Raw genomic sequence first — 13,944 nt, 5'->3', positions numbered from 1 at the left:
TATTTTTTTAATTGGATATTATTCTTAATTATACCGTAACGGGTCTTTTTACAGGCGCATCGTCTCTGTCGAAAACTCTGTTGATCACTGCATTCTGGCTTTTCTCAAACATTTTGTGGCTTCCCGGAGCCGGAGCACCGCTTGGTACCGGAGCTACTACCTGGATTCCTGTATCTCTGAAGTTTCTCAGGATATAAGACCATGCTCCCATGTTTTCAGGTTCTTCCTGAGCCCAGATCAGCTGTGTTCTGCTGTCATATTTGCTTAGAATAGCCTCAATAGCATCTGCCTGAAGCGGATACAGCTGCTCTAATCTTACCAATGCAATATTCTCACAGTTAAGTTCCTCTTTCTTCGCTAATAATTCGAAGTACAGTTTACCTGAACACAATACTAATTTCTCTACTTTTTTAGCGTCTGCTGCAGGATCATCCAATACCGGCTGGAATGAACCGTTTGCGAAATCTTCCAGTGGAGAAACCACTTTAGGGTGTCTCAACAGAGATTTAGGGCTCATGACGATCAACGGCTTTCTGAATGTCCATTTAAGCTGTCTTCTTAATAAGTGGAAATAGTTGGCTGGTGAAGTCACATTGGCTACCACCATATTTTCGTTCGCACAAAGCGTTAAGAATCTTTCTAATCTTGCTGAAGAGTGTTCTGCTCCCTGACCTTCTGAACCGTGAGGTAATAACATTACCAATCCGTCCTGGATTTTCCACTTTTCTTCTGCAGCCGCCAGATACTGGTCTACGATGATCTGAGCACCGTTCACAAAGTCTCCGAACTGAGCTTCCCAGATCGTTAAAGTATTAGGAGAAACCATAGCATATCCATAGTCGAAACCTAAAACTCCGTATTCTGAAAGGTGAGAGTTGAATACATCAAATCTGCTTTCTGAAATGTGTCTTAACGGGATATATTCTTCTTCCGTATCTTCAGTTTTCACTACCGCATGTCTGTGAGAGAATGTTCCTCTTTCCACATCTTCTCCGGAAATTCTTACATTGTGACCTTCTACAAGAAGTGTAGCATATGCTAACCATTCTCCAAGAGCCCAGTCTAATGAATTTCCATCGATAGCTTTCAGACGGTTATCGAATAATCTGGTAATTTTATTGATGAATTTTTTATCAGCCGGAAGAGATGACATTTTAATAGCCAGTTCTTTAAGCTTTGTCAGGTCGTATTTCGTATCTACTGGAAGCTGAACGGCACCTCTTTTCCCGATAGGATAATTGGTCCAGTCATCTGCCATAAACAGATCCATTACATTTTTCTCGATTTCTTTGGAAGCATCAAAATCATTATCTAAAAGCACTTTGAAATCTGATTCCATTTTTGCAATCACATCGTTGGAAGTGATGCTGTCCTTCAATAATTTATCTTTATAAATTTCTCTTGGGTTCGGGTGCTTTGAAATCAATTTGTACAGATTAGGCTGCGTGAATCTAGGCTCATCCCCTTCATTGTGACCGTATTTTCTGTATCCTAACAAATCGATATAAACGTCTTTTCCAAACTTCGCTCTGAAGTCTGCAGCGAAATGCATCGCGTGAACCACTGCTTCAGCATCGTCAGCATTCACGTGCATTACAGGAGATTCTGTTACTTTTGCGATATCTGTACAGTACGTTGAAGATCTTGCATCTGCATAGTTGGTGGTAAATGAAACCTGGTTGTTCACTACGATATGAACCGTTCCTCCGGTTTTGTAACCTTCCAGCGTCATCATCTGAGCCACCTCATAAGCAATCCCCTGTCCGGCAATAGCACCGTCACCGTGGATTACGATAGGAAGGATCTTGGAACCGTCCCCTTTGTATTTGTCATCTATCTTCGCACGGCAGATTCCTTCTACAAGGGCTGCTACCGTTTCAAGGTGAGATGGGTTCGGGGTAAGGTTGATGGCCACTTCTTCTCCGGAAGCTGTTTTCACTATTTTAGATGATCCTAAGTGATATTTAACGTCACCTGAGAATACATCCTCTTCAAATTCTTTTCCTTCAAATTCTGAGAAGATCTGCTTGTAAGATTTCCCGAAAATGTTTGACAACACGTTCAGTCTACCTCTGTGAGCCATTCCAAGAACCACTTCGTCTACTCCCAATTGAGAAGATCTTGAGATCAGCTGATCCAAAGCAGGGATTAACGTTTCCCCTCCTTCCAGAGAGAATCTTTTCTGTCCTACAAACTTGGTGTGAAGGTAGTTTTCAAAAGCAACTGCCTGATTCAACTTCAATAAAATCTCAGTTTTTTCATTGGCAGAAAGACTTGGGTGATTTTCGTTCACCTGAAGCCATTTCTTGATGAAATCTTTCTCTTCAACGTTGTTGATGTATGTGTATTCCACCCCGATAGAATCGCAGTAGATGCTTTCTAAATGCTTGATCAGATCCTGTAGTGTTGCAGGTTCTTTCATCCCTGTTTCAACAGCACAGTTGAATTTTGTATTTAAATCCTCCTTGCTCAGACCGAAGTTCTCGATGTCCAAAGTAGGCGTGTAGTGTCTTCTTTCTCTAACCGGGTTTGTTTTTGTGAACAAGTGCCCTCTCGTTCTGTAAGCCTCGATAAGGTTTACTACCTTGAACTCTTTTTTGATGTGCTCAGGAACCTCTCCTCCGGCTACTGCCTGAGAGATCTGCTGTACTGCCGGAGCAGCGTTGGCCGGGGCTTGGATGTATTGAATGTTATCATCATCTCCATAGTTCTCCAAAGCAAAATCGAAACCTTGAAAAAAGGCTTTCCATGAAGGCTCTAAAGAATCCGGGAATTTTAAGTACTGTTGGTATAAATCCTCAATTAACTGAGAATGAGCTGCGTTTAGGAATGAAAATCTGTCCATTATTACAGTTTATCTATTATTAAAATTTATTTGTAGAATTAATCTTCAAATTTAATAAAAAAAACCGAGTTAAGACAGCCTGAAACCGTTAAAAAGTATTAAGAAAAAAATAAATAAAAAAAATCTACTTAAACACTGATAATGAGAGCTTCATGTTCACCTCCTGCCCTTCAACCGGACGCTCGATAAAGGTTTGACGTATATCTCCGAAGCGCATTTCGTCTTTTTTCGCCTTCTGAATCAGCTGTTGGACTGCCCGAATTCTGCCCTCATAATTTCCTTTGTAGTAAATCACATAGTTTTGTGATGGATTTACCGTCCGGAAATTGAAATTATTATCCGTTACTCCAAACTTTTTTGAAAGCGGAATTCCAAGGAAATAGGAAACCTCCTTGTCTTTATAGTTATCGGCATCTGTAATCAGTACCGGAAAGCCGAATTCATCGTCTTTTTTGCCAAGATCCATGGTGATATAGTTATAAATTTTGCTGTAATTCATAACAATATTTTTATACAGCGCTTCCTTCTTGTTGGATGCACTTACATTGATCCCCAAAATCAGCTTATCCTCTTCATTTTCCACCATCAGACTGTCATACTTGATGGACGCCATCTGGTGGTCTTTTTCTACCTTATTGCCCAATACATTTTTCAGATTCACCATGCTTTTGTTGATGTTTTCAGCAAACCGGTCTTCTGTCCAGAAATTTTCCACTCTCCTCAATACGGAAAGCTTAGGCGTATGTACGTTCCAGGTGATCTTCGTTTTTTCTGCAGACACCACTTTGAACTGAACATCAACGACCGTCGGGTTCTCATTTCTATCCTCAAAAAGCTGGTAACGAAGGCTATTTAGCGGATTTTCGTAACGGATGAACATTTCACCGTCGGTATCATTTTTAGGATCTACATAGCTGATGGCACCACCCTGACCTTCGTAGGGCGTGTAATAATCTATGTCAATAGACTGCGAACTCGTGAAAAAGTTGTTCCAGCGCGTAAAGTGCTGAAGATTATTAAACTGGGCAAAGACTTTATCGATGGGATAATCGATCTCTTTTTCTATCTTAAAGTCCTTGTTTTCATCCACAAAATAATACATGGAAGCAGCATAAGCTCCTACCAGCAAAACAAGAATCACGGCTGTTATTTTAAAAAAACGCATCGCACAAAAGTAATACAAATAAAAAAAGTGACCAATATGTTGATCACTGTAGTTTTATGTTTAACACTAATTAACTGAGTAAGGTTAAAGGCGGAAAGATGGATGAGGGAAAATGGAGGTTATTGTCCGGGAATTTAAATGTTGAAATTCCTTTTATAACTTCTCAGAACTCTTCTGTGTGGCGTGATTTTTTAGTTGGAAAATCACAAGGCGCAAGTTTTTTTATTTAAATACTGTTTTAAGGCGCAAGGATTTTATCTCCGATAAAATTGTTTACCGTCATTGTGAGGAGTGAAATGACGAAGCAATCTCTAAGATACTTTCTGTTTCATAAAATTTGAGATTGCTTCACCTAAAGGTTCGCAATGACATGAAAAAACAGCTTAAAACCATTGGTTTTCTTGCCCGTAAAAATGGAAATCCTGATTATCTCTTTCGCCTTTTCGATTTCTCAACTATAGCAACATCTTGTATTTCTCAAGAAATTTTATCTAATGGAAAAACTCCTACCCTATATGTGTTCCCGAAGGAAGAACCGCCCCTTTCTTCACCACGACAATTCCATCCTGAACGGAATGGGTTCCGTAGTCGCCATCCGGAAGGTGTTTTCCTCCGATAATCTTTACATTGTCTCCGATATAGCAGTTTTTGTCGAGGATCGCTTTTTCAATATAGCAGTATTTCCCGATTCCCATATTCGGGCGTCCGCTTCTGTCATTGAGAACAATTTCCGTAGTATTCTGGTAGAAATCAGCCCCCATCACGTAGGAATTCACAATGGTGCTTCCTTTATCAATTCTTGTTCTGTTTCCGATCACCGAATTCTCAATCTTGTCTGCCATGATGATGCATCCGTCCCCAAAAACCGCCTTACTCACGTAAGAACCGTTGATTTTTGACGGTGGAAGCATTCTTGCTCTCGTATAGATAGGTGAAGAGGAAAACAGATTGAACTGCGGAAGATCCTGACAAAGGTCCAGATTCGCTTCGTAGAACGATTCTATGGTTCCAATATCTGTCCAGTATCCTTCATACTGATAGCTTAATGTTTTATATTTTCCGATCGAGTTTGGAATAATGTCTTTTCCGAAATCATCGCCTGCTCCTTCTTCAAACATTTTTTTAAGAATGGTTCTCGTGAAAATATAGATTCCCATTGAGGCCAGGTATTCTTTTCCTTTATGTTTGTTCTCCTCCGAAACTTCAGATTTTAAGCTGTCCAGAATATCGTATTCCGGCTTTTCATAGAAAGAAGTAATATTTCCGTCATCATCAGATTTTAAGATTCCGAATCCGGTTGCATCTTTCGCCACTACAGGAATGGTGGCAATCGTTACATCACCTCCGTTTTCAATGTGAAAATCAAGCATTTCTCTGAAATCCATCTGATAAAGCTGGTCACCGGAAAGGATCAGAATATAATCATAATCATATTTTTCCAGGTGCTTCATCGACTGTCGTACCGCGTCTGCCGTTCCCTGATACCAGCTTTCATTTTCTACATTCTGCTCGGCCGCAAGAATATCCACAAAGCCTTTGCTGAAAATATCAAAGTGATAGGAATTCTTGATATGTGAATTCAGAGACGCTGAATTAAACTGCGTTAAAACCAAAATTTTATTCAGTCCCGAATTCAGGCAGTTGGAAATAGGAATATCTACCAATCTGTATTTTCCTGCAATAGGAACTGCCGGTTTTGATCTTGAATATGTCAACGGGAATAATCTTGTCCCTCTGCCGCCTCCCAAAACAATGGAGATTACATTTCGTTTCATAAGTATATTGCGTTTTATTGAATTAAATTTACTACTTTTTAATATTTGAGCTAAAAAAAACAATCTGCACTAATCGATTTTATAATTGACAATCGCAATGACAGACAAAGACTTTTAAATTCCCTTGCTTTAAGATAAACAAAGCCGCTTCGCTTATTTTTGAGATACAAAGTTGTATTCCATTGATAAGTTTACGCCTTTGTTTACCTTAATAATATGACATTTTTAATAAATAAGATCCTTGTCTTTCTTTGCGATAAAAATACCATTTATTAAAAGTATATTTTTCTACAATCTTAAGCTCTTTTATGTTCTTGTTTAATACCTCCTTTCTGCATGATGAATTTAAAATCACACTTTTCGTTCTATCAGTTTTTATATAAAGCTATATATTTTTCTGCAGATTTCTCCCATGCAAAATCAAAATTCATATTGGCATAGATAAGATCTTCCATGACGCCTTTCTGGTTATAAATTCCCAGTGCCCTGTTCATGGCATGCACAATATCATCCACCCCCGGATAGGTAAAATTCAGGCCTGCTCCTCCGGTGGAGATATCTTCTACCGTATCCCTCAAACCGCCGGTATACCTTACAACCGGAACCGTACCATACCGCATGGAATACATCTGATTCAGTCCGCATGGCTCAACTCTTGATGGCATCAGCAGAAAATCCGCCGAAGCATAGATCTTGTGCGAAAGATGCTCCTTATAGCCCAGATCCAGAGCAAAATTGGTATACGTATGGGCGTATTCCTTGAGTTTATTCTCAATATAGCTGTTTCCGGAACCGAGAATCATAATATTCAAAGCTCCATAGCTCTGTTTAATGCTTTTCCAGACTACATCCGGAAGGAAATCGGCTCCTTTTTCCGTCGCAAATCTTCCGATAAATGCGAAAAGAGGAAGATCAGGCTTCAGACCGTATTCTTTGCAGAGCTTTTCTTTATTTTTCTTCTTTTGGGCTACTGCATTTTTGATATTAAAATTAAAATCCAGCATTGGGTCGGTCTCAGGATTCCATACTTCCGTATCAATCCCGTTGATGATGCCGTATGCTTTTCCGAATTCTTCCCGGACAAGCGCTTCCAGTCCGCGGAAACTGATGAATAATTCTTCCAGATATCCTTCAGAAACCGTAGTGAAAGCATGGGAACATTTAATCATGCTTGCCAGTGGGTTCATATAGCCGTTCCAGTCCATGAGACCCCATTTATAAGAATCAAAGGAAGGCATATAATTGGCCATATTCCAGCTCATCATGCCCTGGTATTCTCCGTTGTGGATCGTTCCTATTGTTTTTACGCCTTTTAAAAATTCAAATTCAGGACAGTGCTGCGTCATAAACGGCACCAACCCTGTGTGATAATCATGGCAGTGCAATACATCCGGACGGATCTTCATTGCAGTCAGCCAATGCAGGATTCCATGCTGAAATACGAGAAACTGATAGCTTTCGTCCTGATAACCGTAAGGATTGTCCCTGTCCAGTAACCCCGGAATTTTCACCATATAGAGTTCGAATCCCAAAACATCCGTTTTCTCCTTCAAAACCTGGACCTGAAGCATATCCGGTCCCTGATGGATAAAACCATCAAAAACAATATCAAACTCATGTTCATGAACAAAAGGTTTATTGTACCACGGCATCACGACCTTGGCGTCAATTCCTTTTATCTTGTTCTGATATTTCGGCAGTGCTCCCACAACGTCTGCAAGACCGCCTACTTTTGCTATCGGATAACATTCTGTGCTTAAATGATATATTAGCATTGTCTTAGTTTCATTTGTATTCTTTCTGTTTTTTACTGCCTTCCCCATGGTTTTGCTACTTCTTATATTTTATTCGGTGTAATTTATACTTTTTATCTTTTTTCTGTCTTAAAATAATTCCGGCCAGTGGCGGCAGTTTTAAGGTAACCGATTTGGGATGCCTCATCCATTCTTCATATTTTTCATTCAAAACTTCAGCCTGGATATCACTTCCACTGTATTGCTGATCATCAGAATTCAGGACAACCTCCCAATGGGTTCCTGCACTCACTCCGATGGTATATTCCAAAATCTGCGGCTTTAAGTTTAAAACAATCATCAGAACATCATCCCTCCTTTTTCCTTTTCTCAGATATACATATACTGAATTCTCCAGATCATCTGCTTCCACCCACTCAAAACCGCTTTTATCAAACTGATTTTCATAAAATGCAGGTTCATTCCTGTAAAGATGGTTCAGATCTTTTACAAGCGTCTGCATTCCTTTATGAACAGGATACTGTAACAGATGCCAGTCCAGGCTCCTTGTAAAATTCCACTCCCCGGTCTGCGCAAATTCATCTCCCATAAAGAGAAGCTTGGCTCCCGGATGGGTGTACATATAGACATACAGTGCGCGGAGATTGGCAAATTTCTGCCATTCGTCACCCGGCATTTTATAGATCAGGCTTGCTTTTCCGTGAACCACTTCGTCATGCGACAGCGGCATCATATAATTTTCATTATACATATACACGGACGCAAAAGTGATCTTATGGTGGTGATATTTCCTGTTATCCGGATATTCTTTAAAATAATCCAGCGTATCATGCATCCAGCCCATCATCCATTTCATTCCGAAACCTACCCCGCCGTCATGAACAGGTTTTGTAAGCAAAGGAAAATCTGAACTTTCTTCAGCTATCGTCATAATACTGTCTCCAAATTCTTTATACACTGCCGTATTGAATTCCTGAAGGAAAGCTTTGGCCTCAAGGTTTACATTTCCGCCTTCTATATTGGGTTCCCATTCTCCTTCATTTCTTGAATAATCAAGGTGAAGCATGGAAGTCACCGCATCTACCCGAAGTCCGTCTGCATGATAGCGCGTCAGCCAGAACATGGCATTGGAAATCAGGAAAGATTTAACTTCATTCCTTCCGTAATTGAAAATATACGACTTCCAGTCCGGATGAAAACCTTTTCTCGGATCTTCATGCTCATACAGATAGGAACCGTCGAAACGGTGAAGTCCGTTCGCATCTCCCGGAAAATGAGAGGGCACCCAGTCTAAAATAACCCCGATATCGTTTTTATGCAGCTCATCAATCATAAACATCAGGTCCTGTGGCGACCCGAAACGCGAAGTTGCCGCATAAAATCCGGTGATCTGATATCCCCAGCTCGGGTCATAAGGATATTCCATGACAGGCATGAATTCTACGTGGGTAAAACCCATTTCCTTTACATAAGGAACCAGTTTTCCGGCAATATCCCGGTAATTTAAGTATTGATCCGGAGCACTGCCTTCTCTGACCCACGAACCCAGATGAAGCTCATAAACGGATATTGGCGCATTCAGATTATTAATCTTCCAGCGTTTTTCCATCCATTCTTTATCACTCCATTCATACCAGTTTGTGGAAACCAGTGATGCAGCCTGCAGATTCTGCTCCCAGCTTAAAGCATACGGATCGCTTTTTTCCAGAATTTCACCTCTGGCGGTTTCTATTGCATATTTATATAAAGTACCCCAGGTAAGTCCTGCAATAAACCCTTCCCAGATTCCCGATCCGTCCCATCTCGGGAACAGGATATGATCTTTATGATTCCAGGTGTTGAAGTTTCCGATCACAGAAACTTTTTTGGCATTGGGAGCCCACACTGAAAAATAGACGCCTTTCACACCGTCTTTTTCAACCGAATGTGCCCCGAATTTCCCATACAGCTTATAATGCCTACCTTCCTTAAAAAGATAGACATCATGGTCCGTGAACAGCGTATAGGTTTTTACAGAATTCATCAAGATATCGTTGTACTTTATTTTTCTCTGAAACTACGAAAATTCCCTGCAATAACGGTTAATAATTAGTCAATTTATTATTATGTTAACAGAGTTCGGAATGAGATACCACCTATTTAGAGTCAAGAATCAAGAGCCAAGAACCAAGATGTCAGATGTCAGATTTCAGATTTCAGACAGCAGACTTTTAGGTTAAGATTGAAATTCATGTTAGAAAATACTTATTGTGAATTTTAAGTTGTAGAATTTAGAAGCATCAGCCCGACACCGCAATCCAGCAACAGACAACTCAAACATCCTTTTAACAACTCTCAAACCCAAAAACGCTCCAACTCTCAAACCCTACCCCGCAACTCCCTTTCCGACAAATTAATCAAATATATTATTTTTTACATTGATTTTTTATGATTTTAAAACAATCTTTTTTATAAATTTAGCTGACAATTTATATTAAACACATACGATGAGGTTTGAACTTTTTACGGAAGAAATCGACGACAGAACGGTGTATATCACCGGAAATTTCAACAACTGGAATCCCAGAGACAGCAATTATCAGCTTAAACGGCTGGATTCCCATACCTATTTTATAGAGATCGACGACTCAATCCTGCCTGCCAGCGTGGAATACAAATTCACCAAAGGCGGCTGGGAAAATGTGGAGCTCGACAAATACGGAAACATCACCCCCAACCGCAAAGCTGAAAAATCAGCAGGAAAAACATCCGATACCATAGAAAAATGGAGGCTCAACTGGGGGCCTTTTAAAAAGGAGTTTTTCCCGATTGCAGAAGTTATTTCGGAGGAATTTTATATTCCGCAGCTTGACCGTTACCGCAAAGTGTGGGCTGTTCTCCCTTATGATTATTATGTATCCGATAAAAGCTATCCGGTACTTTATCTTCAGGACGCCCAAAATCTGTTCAATGAAGGAAGCGGCTACGGAAACTGGGAAATCGATAAAAAACTGTCTATTCTAGCAGAATACGGCCGTGGAGACGTCATTATCATTGCTATAGAACACGGCAGCGAAGAACGCATCAAGGAATATATCTTTGACAACGATAATGTGGCCAACGGTTCAGAGGGTAAGAAATACATCCGTTTTATCACAGATACATTAAAACCTTTTGTGGACGAACATTACCGCACCAAAAAAGACCGCGACAATACAGGAATCGGAGGCAGTTCTCTGGGTGCACTGATCAGCATTTACAGCGGATTTCTTTATCCTGAAGTATACTCTAAACTGCTGATCTTCTCCCCGTCACTTTGGGTAGAGCCTAATAATAATTTCCCGATGATGAGCTTCAGAGTTCCGTTTAAAACCAAAATATACCTTTACGGAGGCGGTCAGGAAGGATCTAAAATGGTCAAAAGAATCCATGTTTTCGAAGAATATTTAAAACGCTGGGAAAAGAAAAATCTTTTTGACTTTGAATTCAGGACCAGCATCAATCCGGAAGGCACACACAGCGAATTTTACTGGTCTCAGGAGTTCCCGAGAGCGATGGAATGGCTGTTCTATGACAACACAGAAAACCCGGTAGAAGTAAAACCACAACAGCAGAGCATTAAAAATTAAGTTATGAAATTAATCAATAAAAAAAATAAAAACTACAGTCAGATTTTCCAGCTTTTCACCGAGGAAGAATGGATAAAAGCTAAGAAAAAATACAACAAAAATATTGCTTCCCTGTTCTCCGGAAAGAAATACGAGGTCTTTATCCAGACAGATGAAGAAAGTATAATTTATCTGATCGGTTTAGGGAAATCTACCCTGCAGAATTTCGAGGTTCAGCAGGTGGCGGTTAAATTCTCCCAAACCCAGAAAGACAAACTTCAGGCCGCTCCTACCCTTGTGGTGGCCGATTTCCTGAATGAAAAACAATTTGAAGAATTTGCAAAAGGGCTTCTTCTGGGAACTTACCAATATCCTTTTGACAAAAAACATGTTTTCTGGAATGCTAAATTTGAGATTCATTTTGAAAATCTAAGCCAGAAAAAATTAGAAGCAATAAGTTCAAAAGCAGAAGCTTTGGCGAACGGTCAAACTGCCTGTCAGGAATGGCTGAACAAACCCGCCAACCTGAAAAAGCCTGATATTTTAAGTTTATATCTGAAAAATTTAGCAAAGAAATACGACCTGAAATATACGGTATTCAACAGGAAAAAATGTGAAGAGCTGGGGCTCGGAGCTTATCTGTCCGTCAACCAGGGAAGTGCTTATGATGCTGCTTTCACGATTATTGAATACAAAACGTCGGTAAAAAAAGCCAAAACCTTTGGTCTGGTAGGGAAATGCGTTCTGTTTGACACAGGAGGAATTTCTTTAAAAAGCCATGAAAATATGCATTATATGAAGTCGGATATGGGTGGAGCTACGGCGGTTATCGGAACACTGATCTATGCTGCAGAAATGAAGCTTCCGGTGAATATCGTTGCGGTGCTTCCAATTACAGATAATGCGATTTCTGAAAATGCATTTCTTCCGAGTGATGTGATCACAGCCTATAACGGCAAAACCATTGAAGTTCTCAATACCGATGCAGAAGGCAGAATGATCCTTGCAGACGGGCTTTCTTATCTGGCTAAAAATTATAAAACCGATTTCCTCATCGACCTTGCCACCCTTACAGGAAGCTCTGTGAGGATGTTTGGAGATACCTGCGGAGCGATGTTCTCCAATAATGAAGAATTGAAAAATATACTGATTAAAACCGGGGATTACACCAACCAGAGAGTCTGGAATCTTCCTTTGTGGGACATATGGAAAGACGACATCCAGTCCGATGTGGCAGATCTTAAAAATATTTCTATGAAACCAATCGGAGACTGCATCATAGCCGCAAAATTCCTGGAACAGTTTATTGAAAGCCATCCTAAATGGGCCCATCTGGATATTGCGGGAGTAGCCTTCGGAAGTACCGGATATGCCAAAGAAAAAGCAGCAACCGGCTATGGGGTTCAATTGCTGGCCGATTTAATTGAAAATTATCACTAAAAATTAGTTTTTTTCAAAATTTCTCTGTATACTTGAGTGTACATTCTCAAAAATGCACATTATTTCGATTTTTAACATTAATTAATCAATAAAAATTTGCTTTTATTTTTGATAATTTACTAAAAACTTAAAAACATTATATGGAGGAGAAAATTATAGTATGTATTTCGTGCTATTACAAAGGCTATGACTTCATGGACGAAATGAAGAAGCTGGGTAATAAAATTATTTTGGTAACATCAGAAGGCCTTAAAGAAAAAAACTGGCCCTGGCATGCTATTGACGAGGTATTTTATATGGCTGAGGTAAGGCCGTCGGTCTGGAATCTGGAACATCTGATCCAGGGATTCTCGCACCTTATGAAAACCCGGAAAATAGATGCTGTGGTAGCACTGGATGATTATGACGTAGAAAAAGCTGCCCTGATCAGGGAAACATTCCGGATTCCGGGAATGGGACAAACTACCCACCGGTATTTCAGAGACAAACTGGCCATGCGCCAGAAAGCTAAAGATTCAGGAATCAATGTTCCGGAATTCACCGCTGTTTTTAACAATGATGAAGTAAACAGCTTTGTAGACAAAGTTGCGGCACCTTGGGTACTGAAACCGCGTTCAGAGGCATCAGCATCAGGGATCAAAAAGTTTTCTTCCAAAGATGAGCTCTGGAACGAACTTGAAGCCCTTGGTGAAGAACGCCACCTGTTTTTGCTGGAAAGCTTTAAACCGGGTGATGTATACCATGTGGACAGCCTGACCTTTAATAAAGAAATTGTTTTTACCTCTGCCTCCAAATACCTTGCTCCACCTATGCAGGTTTCTCATGAAGGCGGCGTATTCCGGTCGAAAACATTGGGAAGATATTCTGAAGAATTTAAAGCCCTTGATGAAGCAAATTCAAAAGTTCTTTCCAGCTTCGGACTGCTCAACGGCGCTACCCACACTGAATTTATCCGTGGAAAAGCTGATGGAAAATGGTATTTCCTTGAAACTTCTTCAAGAGTTGGCGGTGCGCATATTCCGGATCTGGTGGAAGCATCCAGCAATATCAATATATGGCGTGAATGGGCAAAAATAGAAGATGCCCTGCTTCGTGGCAAGAGCTATGAAGCCGCTAAGCCAACAGGTTATTATTCCGGGCTGATCGTTGCGTTGATTAAGGACAAGAATCCTGATTATACTGCTTTCGAAAGTGAAGAAGCTGTAAAGTTCCTTCCTATTGATCATCATGTAGGCATCGTTTACAAATCAACTGATCCCGAAATCATACAGGAAAGACTGGACAGCGCCGCTGAAAAAATCCAGGCAGAGATGCTGAATATCCTGCCGCCCAAAAGTAAATTAACAAGCTAAACACTACACATAAAAGAAATTTATCA

8 protein-coding genes are annotated in these 13,944 nt (G+C 40.3%); 3 read left to right on the top strand and 5 right to left on the bottom strand.

The window, feature by feature from the left end; translation table 11 throughout:
• Window positions 1–28: 28 nt before the first annotated feature.
• The 5 genes from JET18_RS08180 to glgB form a co-directional block, all read right to left on the bottom strand.
• Complete coding sequence (locus JET18_RS08180) at window positions 29–2,845, bottom strand: 2-oxoglutarate dehydrogenase E1 component (protein WP_202090118.1); 2,817 nt, start codon at window positions 2,843–2,845, stop codon at window positions 29–31.
• A 124-nt stretch (window positions 2,846–2,969) separates the two neighbouring features.
• On the bottom strand, window positions 2,970–4,010 hold the full coding sequence (locus JET18_RS08175; protein ID WP_202090117.1) for an SRPBCC domain-containing protein: 1,041 nt from the start codon (window positions 4,008–4,010) through the stop codon (window positions 2,970–2,972).
• A 506-nt stretch (window positions 4,011–4,516) separates the two neighbouring features.
• A complete protein-coding gene (locus tag JET18_RS08170; RefSeq protein ID WP_202090116.1) occupies window positions 4,517–5,785 on the bottom strand; it encodes a glucose-1-phosphate adenylyltransferase in 1,269 nt (422 codons plus the stop codon).
• Between the two features lie 368 nt (window positions 5,786–6,153).
• A complete protein-coding gene (locus tag JET18_RS08165) occupies window positions 6,154–7,560 on the bottom strand; it encodes a glycogen synthase (protein ID WP_202090115.1) in 1,407 nt (468 codons plus the stop codon).
• Window positions 7,561–7,615: 55 nt separating this feature from the next.
• Window positions 7,616–9,562 carry a 1,4-alpha-glucan branching protein GlgB gene (gene glgB, locus JET18_RS08160; RefSeq protein ID WP_202090114.1) on the bottom strand — a complete coding sequence of 649 codons (1,947 nt, stop codon included), beginning with the start codon at window positions 9,560–9,562 and terminating at the stop codon, window positions 7,616–7,618.
• Window positions 9,563–10,025: 463 nt separating this feature from the next.
• Here glgB and JET18_RS08155 point away from each other — a divergent pair, with 463 nt between their 5' ends.
• The 3 genes from JET18_RS08155 to JET18_RS08145 all read left to right on the top strand — a co-directional run bounded on the left by JET18_RS08155 (window position 10,026) and on the right by JET18_RS08145 (window position 13,918).
• Window positions 10,026–11,147, top strand: a complete 1,122-nt coding sequence (locus JET18_RS08155) for an alpha/beta hydrolase (protein WP_202090113.1) — start codon at window positions 10,026–10,028, stop codon at window positions 11,145–11,147.
• A 3-nt stretch (window positions 11,148–11,150) separates the two neighbouring features.
• Window positions 11,151–12,566: a leucyl aminopeptidase family protein gene (locus JET18_RS08150; RefSeq protein ID WP_202090112.1), complete on the top strand. Its 1,416-nt coding sequence runs from the start codon at window positions 11,151–11,153 to the stop codon at window positions 12,564–12,566.
• 140 nt (window positions 12,567–12,706) lie between these two features.
• Window positions 12,707–13,918, top strand: a complete 1,212-nt coding sequence (locus JET18_RS08145) for an ATP-grasp domain-containing protein (protein WP_202090111.1) — start codon at window positions 12,707–12,709, stop codon at window positions 13,916–13,918.
• Window positions 13,919–13,944: the final 26 nt, after the last annotated feature.

The sequence above is a fragment of the Chryseobacterium endalhagicum genome (genome assembly GCF_016745235.1).
In the GTDB taxonomy this organism is placed as follows: domain Bacteria; phylum Bacteroidota; class Bacteroidia; order Flavobacteriales; family Weeksellaceae; genus Chryseobacterium; species Chryseobacterium endalhagicum.
This window is presented reverse-complemented; position numbering and strand designations above follow the sequence as displayed.

What these genes read in the sequence shown, in the direction of transcription:
- JET18_RS08180 (WP_202090118.1), bottom strand. Translation starts at nt 2,845, where the DNA reads ATGGACAGATTTTCATTCCTAAACGCAGCTCATTCTCAGTTAATTGAG.
- glgB (WP_202090114.1), bottom strand. Translation starts at nt 9,562, where the DNA reads ATGAATTCTGTAAAAACCTATACGCTGTTCACGGACCATGATGTCTAT.
- JET18_RS08150 (WP_202090112.1), top strand. Translation starts at nt 11,151, where the DNA reads ATGAAATTAATCAATAAAAAAAATAAAAACTACAGTCAGATTTTCCAG.
- JET18_RS08175 (WP_202090117.1), bottom strand. Translation starts at nt 4,010, where the DNA reads ATGCGTTTTTTTAAAATAACAGCCGTGATTCTTGTTTTGCTGGTAGGA.
- JET18_RS08165 (WP_202090115.1), bottom strand. Translation starts at nt 7,560, where the DNA reads ATGCTAATATATCATTTAAGCACAGAATGTTATCCGATAGCAAAAGTA.
- JET18_RS08170 (WP_202090116.1), bottom strand. Translation starts at nt 5,785, where the DNA reads ATGAAACGAAATGTAATCTCCATTGTTTTGGGAGGCGGCAGAGGGACA.
- JET18_RS08145 (WP_202090111.1), top strand. Translation starts at nt 12,707, where the DNA reads ATGGAGGAGAAAATTATAGTATGTATTTCGTGCTATTACAAAGGCTAT.
- JET18_RS08155 (WP_202090113.1), top strand. Translation starts at nt 10,026, where the DNA reads ATGAGGTTTGAACTTTTTACGGAAGAAATCGACGACAGAACGGTGTAT.